21 protein-coding genes are annotated in these 26134 nt (G+C 71.4%); 11 read left to right on the forward strand and 10 right to left on the reverse strand.

The annotated features are described in order from the left end of the window. Positions 1 to 12 precede the first annotated feature (12 nt). Positions 13 to 285, forward strand: coding sequence for a hypothetical protein (locus ACIBKY_RS19315; protein ID WP_184966736.1), 273 nt, complete (start codon positions 13 to 15; stop codon positions 283 to 285). Here the strand turns inward: ACIBKY_RS19315 and ACIBKY_RS19320 are convergent. Beyond that, a complete protein-coding gene (locus ACIBKY_RS19320) occupies positions 268 to 462 on the reverse strand; it encodes a DUF3046 domain-containing protein (RefSeq protein ID WP_397098010.1) in 195 nt (64 codons plus the stop codon). The two genes, ACIBKY_RS19315 and ACIBKY_RS19320, sit on opposite strands and share 18 nt — an antisense overlap. Positions 463 to 711: 249 nt before the next feature. Then, the gene (locus ACIBKY_RS19325) at positions 712 to 1200 is read right to left on the reverse strand and encodes a VOC family protein (RefSeq protein WP_397098011.1); all 489 of its coding nucleotides are present in this window, start codon (positions 1198 to 1200) and stop codon (positions 712 to 714) included. Between the two features lie 88 nt (positions 1201 to 1288). On the opposite strand from ACIBKY_RS19325, the gene ACIBKY_RS19330 reads away from it, so the two are divergent. Together ACIBKY_RS19330 and ACIBKY_RS19335 are read left to right on the forward strand one after the other, a co-directional pair. After that, positions 1289 to 5836, forward strand: coding sequence for an ATP-dependent helicase (locus tag ACIBKY_RS19330; protein WP_397098012.1), 4548 nt, complete (start codon positions 1289 to 1291; stop codon positions 5834 to 5836). A gap of 477 nt (positions 5837 to 6313) precedes the next feature. After that, the gene (locus tag ACIBKY_RS19335) at positions 6314 to 7405 is read left to right on the forward strand and encodes a glutamate--cysteine ligase (RefSeq protein ID WP_397098013.1); all 1092 of its coding nucleotides are present in this window, start codon (positions 6314 to 6316) and stop codon (positions 7403 to 7405) included. A 255-nt stretch (positions 7406 to 7660) separates the two neighbouring features. Here the strand turns inward: ACIBKY_RS19335 and ACIBKY_RS19340 are convergent, their stop codons facing one another. Next, complete coding sequence (locus ACIBKY_RS19340; RefSeq protein WP_397098014.1) at positions 7661 to 8800, reverse strand: cytochrome P450; 1140 nt, start codon at positions 8798 to 8800, stop codon at positions 7661 to 7663. Between the two features lie 37 nt (positions 8801 to 8837). On the opposite strand from ACIBKY_RS19340, the gene ACIBKY_RS19345 reads away from it, so the two are divergent. Continuing rightward, positions 8838 to 9257 (forward strand): MarR family winged helix-turn-helix transcriptional regulator, encoded by a 420-nt coding sequence (locus ACIBKY_RS19345; RefSeq protein ID WP_397098015.1) that lies wholly within the window; start codon positions 8838 to 8840, stop codon positions 9255 to 9257. Here ACIBKY_RS19345 and ACIBKY_RS19350 read toward each other — a convergent pair. Together ACIBKY_RS19350 and ACIBKY_RS19355 are read right to left on the reverse strand one after the other, a co-directional pair. Continuing rightward, complete coding sequence (locus tag ACIBKY_RS19350) at positions 9244 to 9891, reverse strand: M15 family metallopeptidase (protein WP_397098016.1); 648 nt, start codon at positions 9889 to 9891, stop codon at positions 9244 to 9246. The two genes, ACIBKY_RS19345 and ACIBKY_RS19350, sit on opposite strands and share 14 nt — an antisense overlap. A 12-nt stretch (positions 9892 to 9903) precedes the next feature. Beyond that, the gene (locus ACIBKY_RS19355; RefSeq protein WP_397098017.1) at positions 9904 to 11052 is read right to left on the reverse strand and encodes an ROK family protein; all 1149 of its coding nucleotides are present in this window, start codon (positions 11050 to 11052) and stop codon (positions 9904 to 9906) included. Positions 11053 to 11194: 142 nt separating this feature from the next. Here ACIBKY_RS19355 and ACIBKY_RS19360 point away from each other — a divergent pair, with 142 nt between their 5' ends. From ACIBKY_RS19360 to ACIBKY_RS19375, 4 genes are all read left to right on the forward strand, one after another. Beyond that, positions 11195 to 12538, forward strand: coding sequence for an extracellular solute-binding protein (locus ACIBKY_RS19360; RefSeq protein ID WP_397098018.1), 1344 nt, complete (start codon positions 11195 to 11197; stop codon positions 12536 to 12538). Between the two features lie 3 nt (positions 12539 to 12541). After that, a complete protein-coding gene (locus tag ACIBKY_RS19365) occupies positions 12542 to 13561 on the forward strand; it encodes a carbohydrate ABC transporter permease (protein ID WP_397098019.1) in 1020 nt (339 codons plus the stop codon). Continuing rightward, positions 13558 to 14409 (forward strand): carbohydrate ABC transporter permease, encoded by an 852-nt coding sequence (locus ACIBKY_RS19370; protein WP_397098020.1) that lies wholly within the window; start codon positions 13558 to 13560, stop codon positions 14407 to 14409. The genes ACIBKY_RS19365 and ACIBKY_RS19370 overlap by 4 nt, the downstream gene beginning before the upstream one ends. 74 nt (positions 14410 to 14483) lie before the next feature. Further along, entirely contained in the window at positions 14484 to 15902 is a 1419-nt protein-coding gene (locus ACIBKY_RS19375) for a glycoside hydrolase family 3 protein (RefSeq protein ID WP_397098021.1), read from the forward strand. A gap of 470 nt (positions 15903 to 16372) precedes the next feature. Here the strand turns inward: ACIBKY_RS19375 and ACIBKY_RS19380 are convergent, their stop codons facing one another. The 5 genes from ACIBKY_RS19380 to ACIBKY_RS19400 are packed head-to-tail and all read right to left on the reverse strand — an operon-like array spanning position 16373 to position 22220. Beyond that, complete coding sequence (locus tag ACIBKY_RS19380) at positions 16373 to 17554, reverse strand: 2-oxo acid dehydrogenase subunit E2 (protein ID WP_397098022.1); 1182 nt, start codon at positions 17552 to 17554, stop codon at positions 16373 to 16375. Then, positions 17547 to 18512, reverse strand: a complete 966-nt coding sequence (locus ACIBKY_RS19385; RefSeq protein WP_397098023.1) for an alpha-ketoacid dehydrogenase subunit beta — start codon at positions 18510 to 18512, stop codon at positions 17547 to 17549. Before ACIBKY_RS19385 ends, ACIBKY_RS19380 begins: the two co-directional genes overlap by 8 nt. Next, on the reverse strand, positions 18509 to 19420 hold the full coding sequence (locus ACIBKY_RS19390; RefSeq protein ID WP_397098024.1) for a thiamine pyrophosphate-dependent dehydrogenase E1 component subunit alpha: 912 nt from the start codon (positions 19418 to 19420) through the stop codon (positions 18509 to 18511). The genes ACIBKY_RS19385 and ACIBKY_RS19390 overlap by 4 nt, the downstream gene beginning before the upstream one ends. Then, positions 19417 to 20820 (reverse strand): condensation domain-containing protein, encoded by a 1404-nt coding sequence (locus ACIBKY_RS19395; protein WP_397098025.1) that lies wholly within the window; start codon positions 20818 to 20820, stop codon positions 19417 to 19419. The genes ACIBKY_RS19390 and ACIBKY_RS19395 overlap by 4 nt, the downstream gene beginning before the upstream one ends. Continuing rightward, positions 20817 to 22220, reverse strand: coding sequence for a class I adenylate-forming enzyme family protein (locus ACIBKY_RS19400; RefSeq protein ID WP_397098026.1), 1404 nt, complete (start codon positions 22218 to 22220; stop codon positions 20817 to 20819). Before ACIBKY_RS19400 ends, ACIBKY_RS19395 begins: the two co-directional genes overlap by 4 nt. A 205-nt stretch (positions 22221 to 22425) precedes the next feature. Between ACIBKY_RS19400 and ACIBKY_RS19405 the strand changes: the two genes are divergently transcribed. Genes ACIBKY_RS19405 through ACIBKY_RS19415 form a run of 3 tightly spaced genes read left to right on the forward strand, consistent with a single transcriptional unit; the run spans position 22426 to position 25774 of the window. Further along, positions 22426 to 22662, forward strand: a complete 237-nt coding sequence (locus ACIBKY_RS19405) for an acyl carrier protein (protein WP_379625479.1) — start codon at positions 22426 to 22428, stop codon at positions 22660 to 22662. Then, on the forward strand, positions 22659 to 23921 hold the full coding sequence (locus ACIBKY_RS19410; RefSeq protein WP_397098027.1) for a condensation domain-containing protein: 1263 nt from the start codon (positions 22659 to 22661) through the stop codon (positions 23919 to 23921). Before ACIBKY_RS19405 ends, ACIBKY_RS19410 begins: the two co-directional genes overlap by 4 nt. After that, positions 23918 to 25774, forward strand: a complete 1857-nt coding sequence (locus ACIBKY_RS19415; protein WP_397098028.1) for a N,N-dimethylformamidase beta subunit family domain-containing protein — start codon at positions 23918 to 23920, stop codon at positions 25772 to 25774. Before ACIBKY_RS19410 ends, ACIBKY_RS19415 begins: the two co-directional genes overlap by 4 nt. Positions 25775 to 26134 lie beyond the last annotated feature (360 nt).

Below are 26134 nucleotides of genomic sequence, written 5' to 3' on the forward strand. Positions count from 1 at the left end.
AAGGGCGGCGACGTGGCGAGCACGTACACCGGGGAACGGCGCACCCATCTGGAGGCTCTGGCCGAGCTGCTGCCCGCGCACGGGCTGGTGGGTCGCATGGTCGGCGGCGACGATCCGGTCCTGTGGGCCTGGCATCCGCGCAGCGGCAAGCAGACCATCATCTTCGCCACGCCCGCGCACCGGGGCTGGATGTTCCTGTGGTCGCCCGGCGGGCAGGGCAGCGCCGACGATCTGGATCAGACCGCCAGGTCGCTCAGGGACACGCTGTCAGTGGAGCTTGGGTGAGACGCTCTCGACCTGGCAGACCGCCCGCCAGACGGACTTGACGCTCTCACCGTCGGCGAGCGCCTGCGCGACCGTGCGGCCGCCGAGCGGGGCCAGCACGTAGTCGTGGGCCCATGAGTCGGCGTACGCGTCACCGAAGTGCACGCGCATCCTTCTCCAGAATTCGGTCAGGCGCATGCACCAAGTATCGACGAGCGGAGGCATGGGTAAGACACCCGCATGCCAAAGGCCTCCAAGTCTTCATCCCCCAGACCCCCCACATCCCCCAGGAAGCGGGCTCTTCGCGCTAAGCGTCGCCATCTGCTCGTCTTACTTCGCTCCGCCGTACAGCAGGAGAAAGCTGATCGATCCGAGCGGCACGCCGGAATCCGGCGCGAACCCCGCACAGGCCGGCCGCGCACCCGGCGGGCGTCGCGGCGCTGACCGTCACATCACCCGCGAGCCGTACATCTCACCGAGATGGTCGGCGAGCAGCTCCAGCCTGGCGCCGTCGGGGTCTTTGAAGTAAATGGAGGCGCCGCTCTCGATCTGGTGCGGCACGCCGGCCATCTCCAGCTTCCCGCGCAGCCGGTCCCACGTCGCGGGGTCGACGGAGATCGCGATGTGGTGCAGACCGCCGAGCACTTCCTGGTACGGTCCGAGGTCGAGGCCGGGGAAGTCGAAGAAGGCCAGCAGGTTCCCGTTGCCGATGTCGAAGAAGAAGTGGTTCGAGCCGCGGTAGTCGCGGTTCTCGAAGATCTCCGTGAGCGGGAATTCCAGAAGCTCCTGGTAGAAGCGGATCGTTCGCTCCACGTCCGAGGAGACGAGCGCGAAGTGGTGCAGGCCGCGGGCGCTGCTGGAGGGCCGGTGCGGTAAGAGGTACTTCTCCCTCAGCCGTTCTCGTTGCGCGTCGATGGCCGCGTGGTCGGTGGTCACAGTCGGTGTATGTCCGTTCGGACGTCACTCAACCACCCCGAGCGGCGGCAATGCGTTTTCTGTCGGTGCGGCGAGGCAGTATGTGCACGTGAGCTCGCTTGCCCATTTCAGCCCGCTGACCAGCCAATGGTTCACCGGCGCCTTCGTCGCGCCCACCGCCGCCCAGGAGGGGGCGTGGGCGTCCATCGCCCGCGGCGACAACACGCTCGTCGTGGCGCCCACCGGGTCGGGCAAGACGCTCGCCGCCTTCCTGTGGTCGCTCGACCGCCTGGCCACGCGCGCGCAGGAGGCCAAGGGCACCAAGGTGCTCTACGTCTCGCCGCTCAAGGCGCTGGCCGTCGACGTCGAGCGCAACCTGCGCGCGCCGCTGGCGGGCATGAAGCAGACGGCGCGGCGGCTGGGCCTGCCGGTGCCGGAGATCTCCGTGTCGATCAGGTCGGGCGACACGCCGGCCGACGAACGGCGCAGGTTCGCCACCAGGCCCTCCGACATCCTCATCACCACGCCGGAGTCGCTGTTCCTGCTGCTGACCAGCCAGGCGCGCGAGGCGCTGCGCGGCGTCGAGACGGTGATCGTCGACGAGGTGCACGCGGTGGCGGCGACCAAGCGCGGCGCGCACCTGGCGCTCAGCCTCGAACGCCTCGACGCCCTGCTGGAGCGGCCCGCCCAGCGCGTCGGGCTGTCGGCGACCGTGCGGCCGGTGAGCGAGGTGGCCGCGTTCCTGGGCGGCGCGCGCCCGGCCGCGGTGGTCCAGCCGCCGTCCGACAAGCGGATCGAGGTCGAGGTCGTCGTCCCCGTCGAGGACATGACGGAGATGGAGGCGCGCCCCGGCGAGCCGCAGGACGACTTCGCCGAGCCGGTCAACCGCTCGATCTGGCCGCATGTCGAGGACAAGCTGTTCGACCTGATCGAGGCCCACAGCTCCACGATCGTCTTCGCCAACTCGCGGCGGCTGGCCGAGCGCCTGTGCACGCGCCTCAACGAGCTGGCCTACGAGCGCGAGCAGGGCCCCGAGGCGCTTGACCTGACCGGTTTCGACATGCCCGCGCAGATGATGGCGCAGGCCGGGGCGAGCAGGGGCGCGATACCCGAGATCGTGCGCGCCCACCACGGCTCGGTCTCCAAGGAGGAGCGTGCCCAGATCGAGGAGGCGCTGAAGTCGGGCCGGCTGCCCGCCGTGGTCGCCACCTCCAGCCTGGAACTGGGCATCGACATGGGCGCCGTCGACCTGGTCGCCTGCGTGGAGGCGCCGCCGAGCGTGGCCAGCGGGCTGCAGCGCATCGGCCGCGCGGGCCACCAGGTGGGCGCGGTCTCCAGGGGCGTCATCTTCCCGAAGTACCGCGGCGATCTGGTGCAGACCGCCGTCGTGGCCGAGCGCATGAAGGCGGGCCGGATCGAGGAACTGCGCTATCCGCGCAACCCGCTCGACGTGCTGGCCCAGCAGATCGTGGCGATGACCGCGCTCGACGAGTGGACGGTCGACGAGCTCGAAGCTCTGGTACGGCGGGCCGCGCCGTACTCCACCCTCCCGCGAACGGCGCTGGAGGCGACGCTCGACATGCTCGCCGGCCGCTACCCGAGCGAGGAGTTCGCCGAGCTGCGCCCGCGCGTCGTGTGGGACCGCGTGAGCGGCACCCTGCAAGGGCGGCCCGGCGCGCAGCGGCTGGCCGTCACCAACGGCGGCACGATCCCCGACCGCGGCCTGTTCGGCGTCTTCCTCGTCGGCGAGAAGGCCTCGCGGGTGGGCGAATTGGACGAGGAGATGGTCTACGAGTCGCGCGTCGGCGACGTGTTCGTGCTGGGCGCGACCTCCTGGCGGATCGAGGACATTACCGCCGACCGCGTGCTGGTCTCGCCCGCGCCCGGTCAGCCGGGCAAGCTGCCGTTCTGGCATGGTGACACCGCCGGCCGTCCCGCCGAGCTGGGCAAGGCGATCGGCGAGTTCCTGCGCGAGCCGGAGGAGGAGCGGATGCGCGCGGCCGGGCTCGACGCGTTCGCCTCGGCGAATCTGCTGGCCTACCTGACCGAGCAGCGCGAGGCCACCGGCTACGTCCCCGACGACCGCACGCTGCTGGTCGAGCGCTTCCACGACGAGCTGGGCGACTGGCGCGTGGTGATCCACTCCCCCTACGGCGCGCGTGTGCACGCTCCATGGGCGCTGGCGATCAACCGGCGGCTGCGCGAGCGCTACGGCGTCGACGTGCAGGCGGTCCACTCCGACGATGGCATCGTGCTGCGCATCCCCGACACGCTGGCGGAACCGCCCACCGACGTGGCCGCCTTCGACGCCGAGGAGATCGAGCAGCTCGTCACCGAGGAGCTGGGCGGTTCCGCGCTGTTCGCCGCGCGTTTCCGCGAGTGCGCGGGCCGGGCGCTGCTGCTGCCCAGGCGGGTGCCCGGCCGGCGCAGCCCGTTGTGGCAGCAGCGCCAGCGCGCCGCCCACCTGCTCGGCGTGGCCAGCCAGTACGCCTCGTTCCCGATCGTGCTGGAGACCATGCGCGAGTGCCTGCAGGACGTCTTCGACGTGCCCGGCCTGGTGGCGCTCATGCGCGACATCGCCGCCAGGAAGGTGCGGGTGGTGGAGGTGGAGACCTCGCAGGCCTCGCCGTTCGCGGCCTCGCTGCTCTTCCACTACATCGGCGCGTTCATGTACGAAGGTGACGCCCCGCTGGCCGAGCGCCGCGCCCAGGCGCTGGCCCTCGACACCTCCCTGCTGGCCGAACTGCTCGGCCAGGCCGACCTGCGCGAACTGCTCGATCCCGACGTGATCGCCGACACCGAACGGGAGCTGGCCCGGCTCGACCGGCCGCTGCGCGACCAGGAGGACCTCGCCGACCTGCTGCGTTCCCACGGTCCGCTGCTCGCCGCCGACGTCAGCGTGCGCGGTGGCGACCCCGCCTGGCTCACCGCGCTCGAAGGCGCCCGCCGTGCCCTCTCGGTGCGGATCGCCGGCGAGGAACAGTGGGTCGCGATCGAGGACGCCGCCCGCGTGCGCGACGCGCTCGGCGCGCCGCTGCCCGTCGGCGTCCCGCACGTCTTCCTCGAACCGGTCGCCGACCCCCTGGCCGACCTCGTGGCCAGACACGCCCGCACCCGCGGCCCCTTCCACTCCGGTACGGCTGCCGCCCGCTTCGGCCTCGGCGTCGCCGTGGTCACCGACGCGCTGCGGCGGCTGGCGACGACCGGGCGGGTGGTCAGTGGCGAGTTCCGTCCCGGCGGCCGGGGTGAGGAGTGGTGCGACTCGGGCGTGCTGCGGATGCTGCGCCGCAGGTCGCTGGCCCGGCTGCGCAAGGAGGTCGAACCGGTCTCCCCGGAGACGCTGGCCCGGTTCCTGCCCGCCTGGCACGGCATCACCTCGCCCGGCCCCACCCCCGGCACCGGGCCCGGCACCGCGCGCGACGGCGGCGGCGGCGCGGCGCGGGCCATGGACGCCCTGGTCGGCGCGCTCGACCAGTTGCAGGGGGCGGCTGTCCCGGCCTCGGCCCTGGAGACGCTCGTGCTCCCGGCCCGCGTCCCCGGGTACTCGCCCGCGCTGCTCGACGAACTGACGGCGGCCGGGGAGGTCATCTGGTCAGGCCAGGGTTCACTGCCCGGCGGCGACGGCTGGATCTCCCTCTACTTCGCCGACACGGCTCCCCTGCTCATGCCGGAACCCGCCGAGATCACCCTGACGCCGCTGCATGAGCAGATCCTCGGCGCGCTCGGCGGGGGCGGCGCGTTGTTCTTCCGCGGGTTGTCCGACCAGATGGGCTCGCTGGACGACGGGGCGCTGGCCGCTGCCCTGTGGGACCTGGTGTGGGCGGGGCGGGTCTCCGGCGACACGCTGGCGCCGATGCGCGCCGCCCTGGGCACCGGCCGTCCGGCGCACCGGCCGGCGACGAACCGGCGGCGGCGGGCCGTACTGCCCAGCCGTACCGGGCCGCCCACGGTCGCCGGCCGCTGGTGGCTGCTGCCCGCCCCTTCCGACCAGCCGGCCCAGCGCGCGCAGGCGCAGGCCGAGGTCATGCTCGAACGCCACGGCGTCGTCACCAGGGGTGCGGTCACCTCGGAGCGCCTGCCCGGTGGGTTCACGCCCGTTTACCAGGTGCTGCGGGCGTACGAGGAGAGCGGGCGCTGCCGTCGCGGCTACTTCGTGGAGGGGCTGGGCGGCGCCCAGTTCGCCCTGCCCGGCGCGGTCGACCGCATGCGCGCGATGTCCGCGGAACCCGAGCCACGTCCGGAACCCCACCCAGGCTCGCACCCGGACTCGCGCCGCGGCTCCGAAGCCGAGCGGGCCCGGCGCGCGGTGGTTCTGGCCGCCGCCGACCCCGCCAACCCCTACGGCGCCGCCCTCCCCTGGCCCGCGCATCCCGGCAGCCACAAGCCCGGCCGTAAGGCGGGCGCCCTGGTGGTGCTGGTGGACGGCCACCTGGTGCTCTACGTGGAGCGGGGCGGCAAGACGCTGCTCTCCTTCGCCGACGACACGCGGCTGCAGCCCGCCGTGGACGCGCTGGCTCTCGCGGTGCGGGATGGGGCGCTGGGCAAGCTGACGGTGGAGCGGGCCGACGGCGGACACATCAACGACTCGCCGCTGGCGGCCGCCTTGGAGTCCGCCGGATTCCACCCGACTCCGCGGGGGTTGCGCCTGCGCGCCTGACCCGGGGTGACGGTTTCCAGCCTCTGCCCGCGCGGGTGGCCGTCGAGGCTTGTCTTCGAGGTCGGGTTCGCGGCCTCGCCGCAGTCGACGCCGGCGGTCGCCCGCGTCCGTGTGCCGGGACCGGAAGGCACCGTTGCCGGTCAGGCGCGTGCGCGGCTGCGACCCGGACACGGTTGGCCACGTGCGCGCACAGCCCACTCTTGATACGCAACAAGAAACGGAGCACAGGCGCAGAGCACAGGCGTCGGCGCGGGTGTCGGCGCAGAGCGCAGCGGCAGGCGCGGAGCGCAGGTGTCGGCTGGGGAGGGTGGGGGTGTTGTGGTTCTTGGCCTTGGGTGCTTGTGGTCCGGGGCTTGCGGTGCTTGGTCGGCGGCTGAGCGGGCGGCCGGGTGTGGTGTTGGGGCTGGTCAGGGGGTGGTGGGGACGGGCTCACGATGGTGACGTTGCCGTAAGGGTTGAAATGGGTATAAACCACTCGTGACTCCCCTCATCGGGATCGAGGAGGAGTACCTAATCGTCGATCCCCACACACGACATGTGGCACCCCGGGCGGCGGATGTTCTGGCCGCAGCGACGAACGTGATGGGTGAGGACATCACCCAGGAGATCAGCCAGTTCCAGATCGAAGCCCGTACCGCGCCGTCGAGCGACCTCGCCGAGTTGGGGGCGAGACTGCGCGCCGCCCGCACGGAGGTGGCGAAGGCGGCGCAGGAATGCGGGCTGGCGCTGGTCGCCAGCGCGATGCCGGTCCTGGGCCAGCCGGGGCCGCTTCCGCTCTCCGACGATCCGCGGTATGAGAACGGGCAGGTGCGCTATCGGGCTCTCCAGGATGAACTGTGCATCTGCGCCCTCCACGTCCATGTGGACGTGCCGGACGAGGAGCTTGCCGTTTATGTCGGCAACCACCTGCGGCCCTGGCTGCCCACGCTCATCGCGCTCGCGGCCAACTCCCCGTTCTTCGTCGGACGGGACACCGGCTACGCCTCCTGGCGGGTGATCAGCTGGAGTCGGTGGCCGGTTTCGGGGGCTCCGCCGTACTTTGCGAGCTTTGCGGACTATGAGCGGGCGGTCGGCGCGCTGTCGGAGTCGGGCGCGCTCATGGACGCCAAGACCCTCTACTGGGACGCCCGCCCGTCCTCCACCCTGCCCACCATCGAGGTACGCGTCGCCGACGTGCCACTCGACGCCAACGACAGCCTCACGATCATCGGGCTGATCCGGGGGCTGGTGGTCACGGCGCTGGGCGATGTGGCGCGGGGCGATCGCGGGCTGCCGATCGGCGCGGAGGTGATGCGCGCGGCGTACTGGCGTGCGGCGCGCGACGGGCTCGAAGGCGCCTGTCTCGATCTGCGGGCGGGCGAGCTGGTACCGGCGCCGGAGATGGCGCACCGCCTCCTCCATCACGTACGGCGGGCGGTCGGCGATGCCGGCGACCTCCCGTTCATCGAGGAGGGCCTGGACCGGTTGATGCGCCGCGGCTCCGGAGCGGTACGCCAGCGAAGCGTCCACCAGCGCGACCACGACCTCGCGGACGTGGTCGACGACCTCATAGTCGCCACCGTCGCCTGACTCACTCCCACCACCCCTTCGCCCCACCCGGGTCTAACCTCCCGTGGACCGACAGCCCACCCAAGATCGGCAGACCGCGGGCCGGCCAACCGCGGGAGGACAGACCGTGGGAGGACAGACCGTGGGAGGACAGACCGTGGGAGGACAGACCGTGGGAAGACGGACCGTGGGCGGTCACCTGCGGTGATCGCGCACGGCGGGCCTCTTCGATGCACGTCCGGCGTTCAAACGGTCATTCAAAGTTGCCGGCCTCGTTCAGGACCAGGTGACGGGGAGGCTGGCGGGGCCGTTGTCGAGGGGGTTGCCGGTCCACGGGACGTCCTCGGGCGCGCAGGCCAGCCGAAGGCCGGGCAGCTGCTCGGCCAGCGCGCCGACGACGGCGACCAGCTCCATGCGCCCCAGCGCGGCGCCGATGCAGTGGTGGGGTCCGTGGCCGAAGGCCAGGTGCGGGTTCGGCGTGCGGGCGGGGTCGAAGCGGGCCGGGTCGGGGATGAGGTCGGGGTCCTGGTTGGCGGCTTCCAGGCGGACGAGGACCTGGTCGCCGGCGGCCAGCCGTACCCCGTCGAGGTCGATGTCCGTCTGCGCGTAGCGCGCGAAGGCCTCGCCGTGGAGGCCGGCGGAGTAGCGCAGCATCTCCTCGACGGCGGTGGGGACGTCGTCGATCCGGGCGAGCCCGCCGGCCTCGCCGAGGTGGACGACGCCGATCGACAGCGTGTTGGCCACGGTGAGGTAGCCGCCGAAGACCAGCGAGATGGCGGTCGTGAACAGCTCGTCGTCGCTCAGGCGGCCGTCTTCCGCGTCGCGGACCGCGATGACCTCGCTCAGCAGGTCGGGGCCCGGGTCGGCGCGCTTGGCGGCGATCAGGCTCGGGAAGTAGGCGGTGAGCTCGCCCCACGCCTGCTCGAAGCCCTCGCCGCCGCCGGTGATGCCGGAGGCGGCGTCGGCCCAGGCGTAGAAGCGTTCGCGGTCGGTGACGTTGATGCCGAGCATGTGGCTGGTCACCCCCAGCGGCAGCGGGCGGCCCACGATGGAGACCAGGTCGGAGCCGGGTCCGCGCTCGCGCAGCTCGGCCACGAGCTCGCCGGCCAGCGTGGTGATGGCGGGGCGCAGCCGTTCCAGATTGCGGGGGGTGAAGGCGCGGGAGAGCAGGCGGCGCAGGCGCGCGTGCGGCGCGCCGTCGCTGAGCAGCGAGGCGGGCCCTTCGGGCGTGCCGGGCGGCGCCATCGTGAAGCGCGCGTCGGACAGCACCCGTCGGGCCAGCGCCGCCCCGACGATCACCCACGCGGGCTGACCGTCCGCGGTCACGACTCTGGCGATGGGTCCGGTACGGCGCAGCTCGTCATGGACCGGCGTCGGGCCGAACGGGGCAGGGCGCTCAAATGGTAGGTTCCGCATATCGTGAAGCTAGCATATAGTGAAGGTGCATCACTACATGACCATTGAGATATTCGAGCGGACGCTTGAGCTGGCCGAACTGCTCGGCGAGGAGATGGAGCGCAGGCTCGCGGCCGACGGCCTGACGCCGTCCCGCGCGCAGTTGCTGCGCGAACTCGGCCGGCGCGGACCGCAGCAGCAGCGGGAACTGGCCGGCACGCTGGCGGTGAGCGCGCGCAACATCACCGGCCTGGTGGACGGCCTGGCGGCCACCGGATTCGTGACCCGCGAGCCGCACCCCGACGACCGGCGGGCCACGCTCGTCACGCTGACCGGGCGGGGCACGGCGGCGGTGCGCGCCATGGAGGACGGGCGCGCGGCAGCGGCGGCCATGCTGTTCGCCGGGATGTCACAGGAGCGGCTGGCCGCCTACGCCGCCGGGCTCGACGTGCTGCTGGGGAACCTCAGAAAGGCGTAGGCCCGTAGTGGGCGAAGGAGGCGCCGGTGGTGAAGGCCCAGTAGCGGTCGCCGTAGGACCAGTGCCACCACTCGGTCGGGTAGTTGACGAGGCCGGCCTCTTCGAGCGCCTTGCCCAGGATGGCGCGGTGCTCGCGGGCCTCGGGGCCGATGTTGGCGGCGCCGGTGTAGCAGGCGCCGTCGCTCTGCTCGGGGTTGTCGTTGACGGCGGTGCCCATGTCGTACTCGACGCCTTCGGGCGAGCACAGCGTCAGGTCCACGGCGGCGCCGGCGGTGTGCGGCGCGACCTCTACCGGCGAGACGTAGCGGCTGGCCGCGACGTGCGCCTCCGCGGGCGTCATCTCCGGGAAGGAGGCCTGGAGCTGGTCGCGGTACTCCTCGAAGTAGTGCCGCTGCGTGGGGATCGGGCGATAGCCCTCGACGATCAGCAGGTGGTAGCCGGAGGGCAGGAGGTTCTCGGCCTTCTCCAGGCGGGCCAGCAGCCCGGAGCGCAGGTGCGCGTAGGCGCCGATCGCGTCGGCCAGCCGGTCGTCCACGCGCAGCCGCCCGCGTACGTCGGCGAGTGGCTCTCCGCTCTCCCGAACCGGAATCGCCGCCACCCGAGGGTCCGAAATCAGCACGATGTCAGCCGCCATGGGCATAAATTCTCACACAGTGTCGGAGAAGACCTGTTCACGGGCCTGCTCCAGCGCGGCCACGAGCGCGCCGCGCAGCACCGGATTGCCGGCCACGCCGGTGGTCACGACGCGGGAGGGCGACGGGCACACGCGGGCCACGGCCTGCTCCACCTTGGCCGCCAGGCGGGCGCCGCCCGCGCGGCCGATGTCGCCGCTGAGCACGATCAGCCCGGGGTCGAGCACGACGGCGATGGCGGCGCAGCCGACGGCCAGCCGGGCGGCCACCTCGTCCAGGTAGCGGTCGCCGCCGTTGCGGACCTGGTCGGCGACGGACAGGCCGCTCACGTTGTGGTGCTTGGCCAGGCCCTCAAGCGCCTCGTGGCCGACGAGCCGCTGGAACGAGCCGGACTGCGGGTGGCGGACGTCGGTGGGCAGCGGTTCGCCGGGGACGGGCAGCCAGCCGATCTCGCCCGCGCCGCCGGTGAGGCCGCGGTGCAGCCGGCCCCCGAGCATGACGCCGAGGCCCTGGCCGATACCGGCCCAGATGACCGCGAAGTCCTCGTGACCGGCGGCGGCGCCGTAGCGGTGCTCGGCCAGCGCGACGAGGTTGACGTCGTTCTCTATCGTCACCGAGGCGCCGAGGGTGTTACGCAGGCTGGCCAGCACGCCCACGTGCCAGTCGGGCAGGTCGTGGGAGAAGCGCACGTCGCCCGAGCGGGGGTCGACGACGCCGCGGGTGCCGATGACGAACGAGCGCAGTTGCGACTGGCTGATGTTGGCCGAGGCACACGCCCGTTGTACGGCAGAGTGCACCGCTTTGACCGGATCCTTGGTGCCCCGCGGATTGACCGTCACCTCGACCACGATTTTACCTGTGATGTCGGCCACACCGACGGTCAGGCTGTCGGGCAGGACTTCCAATCCGGCGACGTAGGCGCTCGACGGAACCACGGCGTACAGGGCGGCGTGCGGCCCTCTGCCGCCGGCGCGCTCGCCGACCACCTCCACGAGTCCACGATCTTCCAGTCGGGCGAGTAGCTGACCTGCGGTTACCTTGGAAAGCCCCGTCTGTTCCCCCAGCTCGGCGCGGGTCAACGGTCCTTGGTAAAGGAGCAGTTCGAGTGCCGATCTGTCGTTCAGCCGGCGCAGCAGCCGCGGGGTTCCCGGGCTTCGGCTCATGAATGCGCCCCCTCTCGTCACGATCGGCTAACGGTCTGTTTCTTTTAATAAAGTTTCTTGTTAGTTTAGCAGCAATCGTTCGGACTGACGATCAGCCAGCCTGGTGCCGACCGTAGGCCAGCACCATGGAAGGGAGAACCCTGTGAGGATCGCGAAGATCACAGCCACTACGGTCACCACAGCCGCTCTGGCTCTTGGCGTGGCCGCCTGTGGAGGCTCCGAGGCGCCGAAGCCCTCCGCGGCACCGTCCGAAGGCGCGTCGAGCGCCGCACCGGGCCAGAAGTTCGCGGGGCAGACGCTCACGATGTGGCGCCTGGGCACGCCGAAGGACGTCTCGACCAAGCTCATGAACGACATCAACACCAAGTTCAAGGAGCTCACCGGCGCTGACGTCAAGGTCGAGTTCGTGCCGTGGCCCGACGCCCAGAAGAAGTGGACCACCGCCCTGGCCGCCGGCGAGGGCCCGGACGTGACCGAGTTCGGCAACGACCAGGTCGCCGCCTGGGTCAAGCAGGACGCGCTGCAGGACATCACCGACATCGCCAAGTCGACCCCCGACTTCCAGTCGATCCCGCAGAACCTGTGGAGCTACGAGACGATCGACGGGAAGATCTACGGCGTTCCGTGGGGCGGCGGCACCCGTGCCGTGCTCTACCGCAAGGACTGGTTCGACGAGCTCAAGATCGAGACTCCGAAGACCTGGGAAGACCTGGTGGCCGCGGCCAAGAAGGTTCAGGAGAAGAAGGGCAAGGACGTCGACGGCTTCGCCTTCAACGGCGGCTCCGACGCCAACATGTCCCTCTCCCCCTTCGTCTGGTCGGCCGGCGGCGACTTCGCCGCCAACGAGGGCGGCAAGTGGGTGGGCAAGCTCACCGAGCCCGGCTTCAAGGAAGGTTTCCAGTACTACACGGACCTGGTCGCCAAGAACGGCGTGTCCGGCAAGGCCCGCCTGAACCTGAACTCCATCGAGATCTCCCAGCGCTTCGCGGCCGGCAAGGTCGCCATGTACGTCACCGGCGGCTGGGACGTCTCCCAGGTGAAGGAACAGAGCAAGGGCAAGATCGACGAGTCGAAGATGGCCTTCTTCTCCCTCCCCAACAAGGACGGCAGCGGACCGGCCCCGGCCTTCCAGGGCGGCAACGACATCGCCATCTGGAAGGACTCCAAGAACCCCGAGCTCGCGGCCGAGTACATCAAGGTCGCGGCCGGCAAGGAGTTCGGCACCCTCTACGCCACCTCGGAGGGCCTGCTCCCGCTCTACCCCGAGGCTCTGGCCAAGCTCGGCGAGGACCCGATGCAGAAGGCGTTCACCGACACCTTCGCGGTCGCCAAGGGCTTCCCGGCCAGCCCCAACTGGGCTGAGGCCAACGACACCAAGGCCGTGCTGCAGAACGCGGCGCGCAAGGTGATCAAGGGCGAGGCGACCGTCGACGAGGCTCTGGCCGCCGCCAACACCGAGCTCGAGTCCATCCTCAACCAGCAGTAAACGATGAGTGATACGTCTACCATCGCCCGAGGCGGGGGCCACCGTGCCACCGCCTCGGCGCGGCGGGCCAAGCCGCCGCGCCGGCCCAGCGGACTGCCTCCGCGGTTTGTCCCGTACGCCCTGCTCCTGCCCGGCCTATTGGTCATCGCGGTGCTGTTGCTCTATCCGCTGTACCAGATGGTCGACATGTCCTTCCACAAGGTCGGGCTGCGGCAGATCCGGCCGAGGAACCCGCTGCCAGCGGAGTTCGTCGGCACCGACAACTACACCGCGGCGCTGCAGTCCGACCTGTTCGGCGTCGCCGTACGCAACACGCTGATCTTCGCCGTCGTCACGGTCGCGCTGACGCTGCTCATCGGCACGCTCGTCGGGCTGCTGCTGCACAAGCTCGGCCCGAAGATGTCCACCACGGTCATCGTCGGCACCATGGCCGCCTGGGCGGTCCCGCCCACCTCGGCGGCGGTCGTGTGGAAGTGGCTGTTCGACGCCGACTCCGGCGTGGTCAACTGGGTGCTCAACCTGCTGCCCGACTGGCTCTCGCAACTGGTCTTCGGCCGGGCCGACTGGGCCGGCGTGCCGTGGCTCAACGACCCGTCCGACATCTACTTCGTGCTCATCCTGACCGTCGTCTGGGCCTCGTTCCCCTTCATCGGGGTCTCGATCCTGGCCGGGCTGAAGAGCATTCCGAGTGAGCTGTACGAAGCGGCGCGGGTGGACGGCTCCACGGCCTTCCAGACGTTCAGGAAGATCACCTTCCCGCTGCTGCGGCCGGTCTTCTCGGTGCTGGTCGTGCTCTCCATCATCTGGGACTTCAAGGTCTTCACCCAGCTGTTCATCCTGGCCGGCGGCAGCAACATGCCCCGGGAGGCCTTCAACTTCTCGGTGTGGAGCTACATCGAGGCCTTCAACCCGCCGCCCGACATGGGCCTGGGCTCGGCCATCGCCGTCGTGCTGACCGTGATCCTCCTGCTGATCACGTTCGTGTACGTACGGCAGATCGTGAAGACGGAGGACGTCCGATGAATCCCGTGACCCGCAAGAGGCTCGGCAAGATCGGCCTCAACACGGCCGGCATCGCCGTCTTCCTCTTCGCGGTCTTCCCCGTGTACTGGATGGTCTCGGCGGCCTTCAAGCCGAACGACCAGATCTACACCACGGAGTTCATCCCGTTCCCGATGCCGCCCACTCTCGAACACGTCGAGCGGGCCTTCACCAAGGGCATCAACGGCAACTCCATCTGGACCTACATGATGAACAGCGCGATCGTGTCGCTGAGCACCATCATCATCGGGGCCGTGTTCGCGCTGCTGGCCGCCACCGCGGTCGCGCGCTTCCGGTTCCGCTTCCGGACGAGCTTCCTCATCCTGCTGCTGATCGTGCAGATGGTGCCGTCCGAGGCGCTGCTCATCCCGCTGTTCCTGAACGTGCGCCAGATGGGCCTCTACAACGAGCTGCTCGGCCTGATCGTCATCAACGTCGGCCTGACACTGCCGTTCTCCGTGTGGATGCTGCGTACCTTCGTGGCCGCCGTCCCGAAGGAGCTGGAAGAGGCGTCCTGGATCGACGGAGCCAGCCGTTTCACCACCTTCTGGCGGGTCCTGTTCCCGCTGGTCGCGCCGGGCCTGGTGGCCACGAGCATCTTCTCGTTCATCACGGCCTGGAACGAGTTCGTCTTCGCGCTCACGCTCATCGAGGACTCCAGCAAGTTCACGATGCCCAGGGCGCTGTCGTTCTTCGTCGGGCAGCGCTCGACGGACTGGGGCGGCATCATGGCCGCGTCGACACTGATGACGATCCCGGTCCTGATCTTCTTCCTGCTGGTGCAACGCCGTATGGTCTCCGGCCTGGTGGCCGGGGCCGTCAAGGGCTAGCACCCCGCAAGCGGCTCGCGCCGCCCGCCGTACAGGCCGCGGCGCGAGCTCACCAACCTCCGTGATGAGGAGATATGAGTCAGAGTGATCGGGGGCTGCGCCGCCTGGCGGCCGGCACACTGCTCGTCGCCTTCCAGGGCACCACGGCACCCGACTGGGTGCTGAGGGAACTGGAGCAAGGCCTCGGCGGCGTCACGCTCTTCGGTTTCAACGTCGGCAACCCCGCCCAGGTGGCGGAGCTGACCGGCAGCCTGAGGGCGGCCGGGGAGCCCGTCATCTCGCTGGACGAGGAGGGCGGCGACGTCACCCGTCTCGCCTACCACGTCGGCAGCCCTTACCCGGGCAACGCCGCTCTGGGCGCGGTGGACGACGTCGAGCTGACGCACCGGGTCTACCGGGCGATCGGCTCGGAACTCGCCGCGTGCGGGATCAACCTGGACATGGCCCCCGACGCCGACGTCAACACCGCCGACGACAACCCCGTCATCGGCACCCGCTCGTTCGGCAGCGACACCGCGCTGGTGTCCCGCCACACCGTGGCCGCCGTACGCGGCCTGCAGTCGGTGAACGTGGCCGCCTGCGTCAAGCACTTCCCCGGCCACGGCGCGACCCGCATGGACTCGCACCTGGCCATCCCCATCGTGGACGTCACCATGGACGTCCTGTACGAACGCGAGCTCGCGCCCTTCCAGGCGGCCATCCAGGCGGGCGCCAAGTCCATCATGACCGCGCACGTCGCCGTCCCCGCCCTCACGGGCGACACCCCCGCGACCCTGTCCGCCGCCGCGCTGAGCGTGCTGCTCCGTCAGGAGCTCGGGTACGACGGCGTCGTCGTCTCCGACGCCCTCGACATGCACGCGATCACCAAGAGCGTGGGCCTGGCGGGGGGCGCCGCGCGCTCGCTGGCCGCCGGGGCTGACATGCTGTGCCTGGGCCCCATCCCCGGCTACGACGACGTCCAGCGCGTCATCGCCGAGATCGCCGCCACCGTGCCGGTCGAGCGGCTGGAGGAGGCGGCGGCCCGGGTGGCCGCGCTGCGCGAGTGGTTCGGCTCCGGCACCGCCCCCACCACCGAGCTGAACGTGATCGGCCTGGCCGCCGCGCGCCGCGCGGTCCGCCTGACCGGCGCCACGAACCCGCTCACCAACCCCCTCGTGGTCGAACTCGACACGCCGCCCACGATCGCCGTCGGCGACGTGCCCTGGGGTCTCGAACTGCCCGAGGCGGAGACGGTCAGGCTGAAGCCCGACGACGCGGACGCCCTGGGGATCTTGGAACGCGCCAGGGGCCGCTCGCTCATCGTCGTCGTCAAGGACGCCCACCGGCACACGGCCAGCCGGCGCCTCGTGACCATGCTCGTCACCGCCCGGCCCGACACCACGGTGATCGAGATGGGCCTGCCCGTGTGGCGTCCGGACAGCGCCGCCTACATCGCCACGTACGGCGCGGCCAGGGCCAACGCGATGGCAGCCGTCGAACTCCTCACCGCCTGACACCCGAACCGTGGGCACAGCAACCCACGGCCCGACCACCCCATGGTTTGACCGCAGGTGGGATGACGGCCTGAGGGATGACGGCCCGTGGCATGACGGCCCGTGGGATGACAGCCCGTGGGATGGCGGGGCGCCGAAGGGACGACAAACCCGTGGGGTGACCCCGTGGCGCGGCGACCTGAGGAGTTGACGACCTGGGGGTGGGCGGTCCCTGACACGACGGCCCGGGGTCGGCGGGGCTCCGAAGAGGCGGCAAACCCCGTAGGGGTGACCCCGTGGCGCGGCGACCTGACGCGTTGACGGCCCTGGGGTTGACGGCCCTGGGGTTTGGTGGTCCGGGGTATGGCCGCGCGCAGGTTGACGGCCTGTGGGGTTGTGTCGAGGGTCGGCGTTCAGGCGGCGGCTTCACGCACGCCGCCTGAACGCCTGCCCTCCGGGCCCGAACCCCTGGGCCCGGGGACCTTGGCCCGCTACGCGAGCGTCCCGCCCGTCCAGCCGGTCACGGCCGTCCGCAACGCGGCGAGGAACAGCGAGGCGTCCCGGCCGTTGATCAGCCGGTGGTCGTAGGCCAGCCCGATCAGCGCCGGGGACCCGTCGGCCGGTGAGGTCACGGCCAGCGCGCCGGCCGTGCCGGGGAAGACGAACGGGATCGCCATCTCGACCTCCCCCTCGGTGTGCAGGGTCACGACGAAGTTGGCGCCGGTGAGGTCGGACTCCTTGAAGTCGCCGGTCGTGGCGGCCAGCCGGTGCTTCATGAGCGTGCCCGCGAGGTCCTTGAGTGTACGGCCGGCCGCGTCGTGCACCACCGGCACGTACAGGCCCTCCCCCAGGTCCACCGTCACCCCGATGTCCGGCGTGGCGGACAGAACCGCATGGCTGCCATCAAGCCTGGCGAAGAACAGGGGGAACTCCCCGTGCAGCCCCGCGACCGCCTGGACGAAGATCTCGGCCACGCCGACGGGCCGGCGGACCTCCTTGGTCAGGGTGCGGGCTCGCTCGAGCGCGGGCGTCAGGTTCATGCGCACCGCGACGTAGGCGGCCGGGATGGTCTGGTGGGACAGCTCCACGGCCCTGGCGACGGCACGTTGCACGCGGGGCAGTTCGATCCGGTCCGCCCGGGTCAGCAGGCGTTCCACGTCGGCCCGCCGTACCAGATGCACACCCAGGCTCGCGACCTGCTCGGGCGTGATGCCGTGCTGGTCGATGAGGGCCTGGGCGGGCGCGGTCACCAACGGCCCACCCGCCTCCGCGGACCCGGCAGCCGAGGGGGCGGGTGCGGAGAGCCCAGCAGCGGGCGCGGAGGACCCAACAGCCGGCGTGGAGAGCCCAACAGCCGGCGCGGAGGACCCAACAGCGGGCGCGGAGGACCCAACAGCGGGCGCGGAGGACCCAACGGCGGGCGCGACGGCGGGCGTGGCGGGGTCGGGGCCGATGGTGGCGATGACCTCGTCGGGGTGGCACCAGGCGCCGGCCTTCATCGCGTGGCGCAGGACGCCGGTGGTGTCGGCGGGGAGTTCCTCGGCCGCCTTGGAGGTCTCCACCAGCACGACCGCGTCGTCCTCGTGTACCTCGGCCCCGTCGGGAACCAGCCACTCGACGATCATGTACTCGGTGTCGTTGTTGTTCAGCTTGGGCACGCGCAGCTCAGCCACGGATGACCTCTCTGATGACGCGGTGGATCACGGTCTCGTCCACGACCACTTCGCGCTCCAGGTGGGCGGCGGTGGGGATGACGGAGTCCGCGGAGTGGACGAGCGTCACCGGGCCGGCCAGCCGGTCCCAGTGCCGCCGGTGGACGGCGTGGGCGACCTCGGCCCCCCAGGTGCCGCCCGCGGTGCTCTCCTCGACGACGAAGACGTGCGGCGCGGCGGGCACGTCCACGTCGAACGGGTAGAGGCGCGAGGGGACCAGCAGGGTGCAGGAGATCTCCTCTTCCATCAGCAGCGAGTGCATGGCGGCCAGCGCCCGGTGGGCCATTCCGCCGGGCGCGACGATCACGCAGTCGGGCCGGGTGTCGAGGAAGACGCGGGCGACGCCACCGGTGTTCTCGACGGTGAAGGGGGGCCGCACGGTGTGCATGGGGCGGGTGTAGAGGACCTTGTCCTCGAACAGGACGCACGGCTCCTCGCGGGCCAGCATCTCCTGGAGGACGGCGAGGTTGTCGTGCAGGTGTGACATCTCGTACAGGGCGAGGCCGGGGATGCCGACGAAGTGCTTCTGGAGGCTCTGGCTGTGGGTGGGGCCGTAGCCTCTGCCGCCGCCGACGGGGCAGCGCACGATCATGCGCATGGGTACGCGGGAGCCGTACATGGAGACGGATTTCGAGGCGAAGTTGAGCAGCTGGTCGAAGGCGAGTGCGGCGAAGTCGCCGAACATGACCTCCACGATGGCGCTGTCGCCGCACAGGGCCAGGCCGGCGGCGACGCCGGTGATGGCGCTCTCGCTGATCGGGGTGGTCAGCACGCGGCCGGGGTGGCGGGTGGACAGGCCGCGGGTGACCTTGAAGGCGCCGCCGTAGGGGTCGAGGACGTCCTCGCCGAGCAGGTACAGGTCCTGGCGGGTGTCCATGAGGGTGTGGAGGGCGGTGTTGAGGTTCTCTGCGACTCTCATGGGCGCGCCCATCGGGACGGCGGGCGGGCGATGACGTCGGCGGCGACGGCCTCGACGCGGGCGCGGGCGGCCTGGTCGAGGCGTTCTGACTGCTCGGGGTGGGCGGCGGCGTAGAGGTCGCGCCAGTCGCGCAGTTCGCTCAGCGCCTCGGGCGGGCGGGTGTCGTCGCCCTTGCTGTGCGGGCCGATCCGGTGGGTGGCGAACTCGGCGATCAGCGGCTCGCCCTGCCGTACCCGCGCGATCAGCGGTTCCAGCGCGGTGCGGATGCCCGGCAGGTCGAAGCCCTCCACCAGGTGGTGGCCGATGCCGAAGGCGGCGGCCCGGCCGGCGATCGTGCCGGCCAGGTGCGTGGCGATCGGGGTGGACTGGGCGATGCCGTTGTTCTCGACCACGACGAGGACGGGCAGCCGCCAGAGCGCGATGATGTTGAGCGCCTCGTAGACGGCGCCCTCGCCGAAGGTGCCGTCGCCGATGTAGACGAGCGCGAGCGCGCCGGAGCCCGCCCGCGCGAGGTGCAGGGCGACGCCGGCGGCGACGGGCAGGCTCTCGCCCTGGACGCCCGTGGACAGGTAGCCGTCGCGGCGGATGTGCTGGCTGCCGCCGACGCCCGCGCAGACCGCGCCCTCGCGTCCCATGATCTCGGCCAGCAGCCCTTCGAGGTCGCCGAAGCGGGCGAGGTAGTGGCCGTGGCCGCGGTGGTTGCTGAAGACGTGGTCGCCGGGGGTGAGCAGCGGGCGCAGGGCCACGGGCACGTACTCCTGGCCGAGGCAGGTGTGCGTGGTGCCGTTGAGCAGGCCCTGGGAGAACAGGTCGAGCAGCTTCAGCTCGAACGCCCTGATCTCCAGCATGAGGGACAGGTCCGCGTCGTCGAGCTTCGGCACCAGCGCCCGGTCGAGCGTGGTGGTCATCGGCGCATCACCTCGACGAGCCCGGCGATGGTCGGGTTGTCGAAGAAGTCGTCCAGCTCGATCTCGACGCCGAGGCGCTTGCGGACGCGGGCGATGATCTGGGTGATGGTCAGCGAGTGCCCGCCGAGGTCGAAGATGTCGTCGTGCGGCTCCACCGGCGAGAACTTGAGCACCTCCTCCCAGATCGCGGTGATCTCCGCGAGCAGCGGGTCGCCGGGCACGGCCTCGGCGGCGGCCTGCCTGGACTCCTCGGGCGCGATGGCGGCCAGGTCGTGGAACGGGGTCAGGTCCTTCAGGGGGCGGCCGGGCTCGATGCGGGCCAGGAGCGCCTGGAGGTCGGCGGCGACGCGGCCGGGGTCGGGCAGTTCCTGCCGGTCGTGGCGCAGGCTGGCGGTCAGGCCCTCGGGGCCGTCGAGGAGCTGGAGTTGCAGGGCGCCGCGTACGGCCTGGTTGAAGGCCAGCCATTCGACCTGCCAGCCGGGGATCTCGGGTCCGGCCTTGCGGTAGCTGACGCTCACGGGGGCCAGCGCCGCGTGTGGCCTGATTCCCGGTACGGCACGCGCCACGGGCACCTCGCGGAAGCCGTACACGAGACGCAGCTCGGCACGGAGCCCGGCGGCGAAGTCCCCGAACGACATGTCAGGAGACGGCTCGCCGAAGACCGGCACCTCGTTGACGAACGCCCCGATCCGTCCGGTTTCGGAAGGTGTGCGGGTGGACAGGTCGACCGCGGTCACGACGTGCTCATTGCCATAGGAGCGCAGCAGCGTGTGCAGGGCCGCCAGGACGACCTCGAACCTGGTCAGGCCGGGCAGCTCGGGCGGTTCCAGCGTGAACTCCAGCACGCCGCCCTCGCCCGCGCGGCGCGAGCGCAATCGTCCGCCGGGCACCGCCACCTCGCCCGGCTCGCGCCAGCGCGCCGACCAGAACGCCTTGGCGTCCTCCAGCTGGGCCGCCACCCGCTCGCGCTGGGCGGCGACGCCGTCGAACGCCTGCAAGGGGCCGGGCTCGCGGCCTTCGTAGAACGCGGCGAGGTCGGCGACCAGCACGTCCTTGGACTGGCCGTCGAAGACCAGGTGGTGGGCGAGGACCAGGAGGCGGTCACCGGCCAGCGTGAAGCGGATCAGCGGCCCCTTCTCCAGGTCGAAGGGCCCGTCGACGGGCTGCGCGTCGAGCGCGGGCCGCAGGGCCGCCGGGATCAGGTGAGGCACGCCGGAGCGCTCCTCGACGGCGCAGGCCAGCAGCGGATGCCGTTCCACGAGCCTGGTCACGGCGGCGGCCAGGCGCTCACGGTCGGGTGGTGTGGCGAAGCGGACGGTCAATGGCATGTGGTAGGCCGACCCGGCGCCCATGTTTTCCATGATCCACATGCCGTGCTGGGTGAAGGTCGCTTCGGTCATCTAACAACCTCTCGAAGTGCGTGTTTGTCCACTTTGCCGTTGTGGTTGCGCGGCAGAGCGTCGAGGGAGATGAGGCGGACGGGCAGTTCGTGGGGAGCCAGGCGCTCCTTGAGGAAGATCCGCAGCTCCTCGTGGGTCACCGGGCCGACGACGGCGACCGCGACGGCCTTGCCGAGCGTCGGGTGCGCCACGTCGAAGGCGGCGGCCTCGGTGACGTCGGGGTGCTGGTAGACGGCGTCCTCGACGTGGATGGTGGAGACCTTGTAGGCGCCGGACTTGATCACGTCGCTCTCGCGGTCGACCAGGTACAGGTAGCCGTCGTCGTCGAGGTAGCCGAGGTCGCCCATGCGGACCCAGCCGGCGCGGAAGACCTCGCCGGTGGCCGCGGCGTCGCCGTAGTAGGCGCGGACCGCGGCGGGCGAGCGCATCCAGACCTCGCCCGTGGTACCGGCCGGCAGGGGTTCGCCCTGCGCTGTGGCGATCTTCACGGCGCCGCCCGAGGCCGGTCGGCCCACGCTGGACGGCCGGTCGGGGTCGAAGATCATGACGGTCTGGGCGGGCGCGGCCTCGGTCGAGGTGTAGTAGTTGGTGATCGTGGCGTTGGGGAAGGCGTCGCCGAGCCCCACCGCGATCTTGGCGGGCAGCGGCGCGGCCGCCGAGCCGAGCAGGAGCACGCTCGACAGGTCGTGGCGCTCGTGCACGCGGGCGGCGAGCATCTCGATGGCCATGGCGGGGACCAGGAAGACCGTGCCGGCCTCGTAGTGCTGGATGAGCTGGGCGAAGCGGCCGGGTGTGAAGCGGGGCAGCGTCACCGTCTCGGGGTGCGCGTCCACCGCGTTGACCAGCATCCACTGACCGGCGTTGGTACCGATCGGGAAGGCGTGCGCCAGGTGCTTGCTGTGGGCGAAGGGGCGGCGCCGGCCGCCGCAGCCGTGGGCGAGGTTGGCGTGGGTGGCGGAGACGCCCTTGGGGCGGCCCGTGGTTCCGGAGGTGTAGAGGATCTGGGCGAGGGACCCGGGCGCGGGCGGCGACGGCGCGGCCGCGGCGGCCAGGACGTGCGGGACCTCACCCGGGCGTAAGACCGCGCTCGCGCCGCAGTGGGCGAGCATCGCGTCGATGTCGGCCCGCGCGAGCCGGTCGGACAGCGGTACGGCCACGCCGCCCGCCTTCACCGCCCCGAAGAAGGCGACGGCATAGTCGAGCCAGTCGCCATTGCCATAGACCAGCCCCACCCGGTCACCTTCGCGGACTCCCCGTTCGACCAGTGCGGCGGCCAGGTCGGTCGACCTGGTCTCCCACTCGCCGAAGGTCAGCGAGCCCGTGCCGTGGACGGTCATCGCCACGCGACCGGGGTCCGCGGCGGCTCGCGCGCGGAGAAGGGATGGAAGCGTCACGCTCACGATCGCCCCCAGGCTCGGACGTCTTTCTATTAGGAAACTTTCCTTTTATTTCAACGAGCGCCAGTCTCGCACGCTGCCGCGACGGAGACAAGCCCCGAACCCCTTGCACTGCTGGCCTTGCGGTCTTCGGAAGATCCATGGAACACTCAACAGTAAAGAATCTTTCCAGTAAGGTGCTCTCTCCATCCGGGAGGCCGGGCAAGTGATGATCAAGGAAAGGCTCGCCGAGCTCGTCGCGGAGTCATCCGACGGCGAGATCAGCGCCCGGGAGGCGCTGACGGCGGGAGTACCGCTCAGCGCGCTTGGACTCACCTCCATCGCGCAGTTACGCCTGATCGACGCGATCGAGTCGGAGTTCGGCGTCGAGATCGACCTCACCGACGAGGGCGTCGCGCTGCTCGACGACCTCGACGCGCTGGCCGGGCGGCTGGCCGCGCGATGAGCGCCGACTTCGCCGCGCGCGACTCGGGCACGGCGCCGCTGACCTGGGGGCAGCGTGCGATCTGGGAGGCGATCCGGCGCACCGCCCCCGACGACCACTACTTCAACTTCGGCCGGGTGCTCAAGGTGCCGGGCCGGCGCCCGGCCGCCGAGGTCACGCGCGCGCTGGGCGCCCTGGTGGAACGGCACGGCGCCCTGCGCACCCGCCTCGGCGACCGGGCCGAGCAACGGCTCTTCGCCAAAGGCGCCCTGCCCGTCGAGATCGTCGAGGGCGACCCCGACAAGGTGATGGACGAACTGGCCGCGACCCGGTTCGACTACTCCGCCGAGTGGCCACTGCGCGTCGCGCTCGTGGCCGACGGCGACGCCGTCACCCACGTGGTGCTGGTCTTCTGTCACCTCGCCGCCGACGGGCTCGGCGCCGAGATCGCCGTGCGCGACCTTCGCGCGCTGATCCTGCGCGGCCACGTGGCCGGTCCCCGCGCCCCGCAGCCGCTCGAACTGGCCCGCTGGCAAGGCGGCGCGGAAGGCCGCCGGGTCGCCGAGGCGGCCGCCGCGCACTGGGCGGAGGAGCACCACCGCGCGCCGGCCACGATGTTCGCCGAGCCGGACGGCCGGAAGAGCACGCCGCCCATCTGGCGGGCGACGCTCCGCTCCCCCGCGCTCGGCCTGGCCGTCCGCGCGATCGCCTACGCCCGGCACACCTCCACCTCGACCGTCCTGCTGGCCGCCACCGCCCTGCTCGCCGGCCGGCACTCCGGCCACGACACCTGCGCGATGCTGCCCATCGTGGCCAACCGTTTCCGCCGCGACAGCCTCGGCATCGTCAGCACGCTCTCCCAGGAGGGCCTGTTCACGCTGGACGTGACCGGCGAGTTCATCGACGTGCTGCGCGCCGCCGGACCCGCCGCGATGCGCGCCTACCGCTCCGCCTACCACGACCCCGCCGACCGGGCGCGCGTGGTCGCCGCCGAGAGCGAGCGCAGGGGCGAGCCCGTCCACCCCAACTGCTGCTTCAACGACATGCGCCTGGCCGACCCGGGCCCCGAGCCCTGCGCGGCCGCCGAACTCGACAAGGCGCTGGAGGACAGCGCGCTGGAGTGGCCGATGAGCCAGGACATGCTCAACTGCAGGTTCTGCGTGCACGTGACCGGCGAGGGCGTCTCGCTGACCGCCGACACCCGCTACCTGCCGCGCCCCGCCATGGAGCGCTACCTCCTCGACCTGGAGTCCCTGCTCGTCGAGACGGCCCGCCGATGACCGTCAGCGCCTACGCCGCCGCCACCTCCTGCGAGCAGGGGTCCTCGCTGCGGTTCACACTCTCCGCGCCCGCCGGCGTCGAGGTCGCCGACGTCACCGACGAGCGCGTCCTGTTCTCGGGTACGGCCACGCGCGACTGGAAGCTGGAGATCGGCGCGGACTGGCCCAGTTCCCTCTACCGGGCCCGGTTCGGCGCCGAGATCCCCTGGCCGCAGAGCCTGCCGGGCGGGCGTCCCTGCCCCGACAACGAGGTCTACTTCGTCGTACGGCAGGCGGTGCCGACCTCCCCGATCCTGGTCAGCCTGCCGTTCACCACCTGGCAGGCGTACAACAGGGCGGGCGTGCCCGGCGAGGGCGTCTACTGGACCGAGTCCCCGCAGCGGGCCGCCAGGGTCACCTTCGACCGCCCCGGTGTCGGGCCCTCCCCCGAACGCTGGGAGCACGGCATGCTGCGCTGGCTGCGCCCGGCCGGCTACGACGTGGCGTTCTGCTCCAACCTGGACCTGCACGACGGGCTCGATCTGCTGACCCGCCACCGGGTGCTCGTGGTGAACGGCCACGACGAGTACTGGAGCGCGGGCATGCGCGACGCCGTCGAGGAGTTCGTCCGCCTGGGCGGCAACGTCGCCTTCTTCGCCGGCAACACCGCATGGTGGCAGATCCGGCTGGAGGACGGCGGGCGGACCATGGTCTGCCACCGCGACGCCATCGCCGATCCGGTCGGCGACCCGAGCCTGGCCACGGTGGAGTGGTCGGCCGCCGGCCGTCCGGAGAACTCCCTGACCGGCGTCAGCTTCCGCGCCGGGGCGGGGACGTGGGGGCCGTACATGCCGCGCATGCTGGAGGAGTCCTACACGGCGCGCTTCGCCTCGCACTGGGTCTTCGAGGGGACCGGGCTGACCGACGGCGACGCGTTCGGGCAGGGCTGCCTGGGCTACGAGACCGACGCGGCCGAGTTCGAGGAGGTGGGAGGGGTGCCGCGGGCGACCTCCCGTGACGGCACGCCGGCCTCGTTCGTCGTGCTGGCCACCGCCGACCTGCGCCACTGGGCCTCATACGGCCAGGGCGGCATGGCCACCATGGGCGTCTTCTCCAGCGGCCTCGGCCAGGTCTTCACCGCGGCCACCGTCAACTGGGGCAACACGCTGCACGACCCGGTCGTCGAGCGCATCACCAGAAACGTCATCGACCGCTTCTCCGCCGCGGCGTCCGAGCGGTGGGAGGTCATCGGCCCGAGCGCCGACGTGCGGGCGATGGCCGTGCTCGGCCGCACCCTGTACGCGGCAGGAGCCGATGGCACGCTCATGAGACGCGAGCTGTGCGGCCAGAACCTGCCCTGGACCGGCACCGCCCCCACCGCCGACCTCCGCGGCCTGGCGGTGCCCAGGGAGGCCGCTGGCGGCCGCGGCGTCGCCCTCTACGGCGTCTCCGCCGAGGGCCGCCTCCTCCAGCTCGACGGCACCGGTACGGCCTGGCGCGACCTGGCCCCGGCTCCTGAACACCCCGTGGGCCTGGCCATAGCCGACTGCACCTTCTACGTGGCCACCGCCACCGGCGAGCTGTGGCGCCAGCCCTTCGGATCCTCCGGATGGGAGCCGGCCGGGTCCTCGGGCGGCGCCGTCAGCCTCGGCGGGATGAACGGGCGCCTGTTCGCGGTGGACGAGCGCGGCCTGCTGCTGACCATGCTGCCCGGCGGCGTGTGGGAGGAGCACGGCCTGGAGGTTCCCGGCACCGTGCTGACGGCCCACGCGGGCCTGCTCGTCGCGGGCGGCCCCGGCCTGCCGCTGCGCTGGCGCCCGCTCAGAAGCATCGGGACGCAGCGGGGGCCCGGCGATACGAAGCGCCGGACATAGCGGGAGCCCGGCGATATGAACCGCCGGACATAGCGGGGCCGGGCGATCTGAACCACCGGCCATAGCGGGGCCCGGCGATGTGAGCCACCGGCCATAGCGGGGCCCGGCGATCTGAACCACCGGGCATAGGGCGGGAGCCGGCGGTAAGAACCGCCGGCTCCCGGGTTGTCAGGCGGGGTGTGTTACCACCACCACCCTCCTCCCCACCAACGCCTGCGGCATCCGCCACCCCAGCGGCGCCATCTACGGTGACGCCTCCGCCTGTGGCGACGGCGGTGGCCATGGCCCCAGCCATCCCAGTCTGTCGAGAAGCCGACATTCGCCATGATTCCCCTCCTCATGAACAAGCTCCCTCTGACG

This window comes from Nonomuraea sp. NPDC050394 (assembly GCF_044459065.1).
Lineage (GTDB): Bacteria > Actinomycetota > Actinomycetes > Streptosporangiales > Streptosporangiaceae > Nonomuraea.

Coding starts and splice junctions, on each gene's coding strand:
- ACIBKY_RS19395 (WP_397098025.1), bottom strand. CDS start 20,820: ATGACCGAAGCGACCTTCACCCAGCACGGCATGTGGATCATGGAAAAC.
- ACIBKY_RS19355 (WP_397098017.1), bottom strand. CDS start 11,052: ATGAGCCGAAGCCCGGGAACCCCGCGGCTGCTGCGCCGGCTGAACGAC.
- ACIBKY_RS19410 (WP_397098027.1), top strand. CDS start 22,659: ATGAGCGCCGACTTCGCCGCGCGCGACTCGGGCACGGCGCCGCTGACC.
- ACIBKY_RS19370 (WP_397098020.1), top strand. CDS start 13,558: ATGAATCCCGTGACCCGCAAGAGGCTCGGCAAGATCGGCCTCAACACG.
- ACIBKY_RS19340 (WP_397098014.1), bottom strand. CDS start 8,800: ATGCGGAACCTACCATTTGAGCGCCCTGCCCCGTTCGGCCCGACGCCG.
- ACIBKY_RS19365 (WP_397098019.1), top strand. CDS start 12,542: ATGAGTGATACGTCTACCATCGCCCGAGGCGGGGGCCACCGTGCCACC.
- ACIBKY_RS19320 (WP_397098010.1), bottom strand. CDS start 462: ATGCGCCTGACCGAATTCTGGAGAAGGATGCGCGTGCACTTCGGTGAC.
- ACIBKY_RS19345 (WP_397098015.1), top strand. CDS start 8,838: ATGACCATTGAGATATTCGAGCGGACGCTTGAGCTGGCCGAACTGCTC.
- ACIBKY_RS19375 (WP_397098021.1), top strand. CDS start 14,484: ATGAGTCAGAGTGATCGGGGGCTGCGCCGCCTGGCGGCCGGCACACTG.
- ACIBKY_RS19350 (WP_397098016.1), bottom strand. CDS start 9,891: ATGGCGGCTGACATCGTGCTGATTTCGGACCCTCGGGTGGCGGCGATT.
- ACIBKY_RS19415 (WP_397098028.1), top strand. CDS start 23,918: ATGACCGTCAGCGCCTACGCCGCCGCCACCTCCTGCGAGCAGGGGTCC.
- ACIBKY_RS19390 (WP_397098024.1), bottom strand. CDS start 19,420: ATGACCACCACGCTCGACCGGGCGCTGGTGCCGAAGCTCGACGACGCG.
- ACIBKY_RS19385 (WP_397098023.1), bottom strand. CDS start 18,512: ATGAGAGTCGCAGAGAACCTCAACACCGCCCTCCACACCCTCATGGAC.
- ACIBKY_RS19405 (WP_379625479.1), top strand. CDS start 22,426: ATGATCAAGGAAAGGCTCGCCGAGCTCGTCGCGGAGTCATCCGACGGC.